Origin of the sequence: Enterobacter sp. IF2SW-B1 (genome assembly GCF_001743375.1) — a bacterium.
Lineage (GTDB): Bacteria > Pseudomonadota > Gammaproteobacteria > Enterobacterales > Enterobacteriaceae > Enterobacter > Enterobacter bugandensis.
In genome coordinates this window covers 1-362 of sequence record NZ_MJAA01000370.1, presented here as the reverse complement: position 1 = coordinate 362, position 362 = coordinate 1, and the positions used below count along the sequence as shown (strand labels likewise).

The window sequence follows — 362 nt, the reverse complement described above, 5'->3', positions numbered from 1 at the left end:
GATACGGTATCTGCGTGGGTGCAGCGCTGGAAAGCAGCGGCTACCGGGGTGAAGCCCCTGCCCGCGCGGTTCCGGCTCACGCCTGCTACGAGCTGCACAACGAACAGGGCCCGATTGTGGAAGAGGAAGCCCTGGATATCGGGTTAGTCCGCGCGGCAAGGGGCCAGCGCTGGTTTACCCTGACGCTGGACGGGGTTGCCGCCCACGCGGGCACCACGCCAATGCACCGCCGACGCGACGCGCTGACCGCGTTCTCGGAGCTGGCGCTGAAGGTGGAGGAGATTGGCTATCGGCACGCGCCGGACGGACGTGCGACCATCGGTATGGCGCAGGTTACGCCAAACTCGCGCAACGTCGTGCCG

Annotated in this window: 1 pseudogene; it reads left to right on the top strand. The window is 67.4% G+C overall.

What is annotated here, in order from left to right:
• Window positions 1-362, top strand: a pseudogene (locus tag A6013_RS24700) (Zn-dependent hydrolase); the annotation flags it as partial.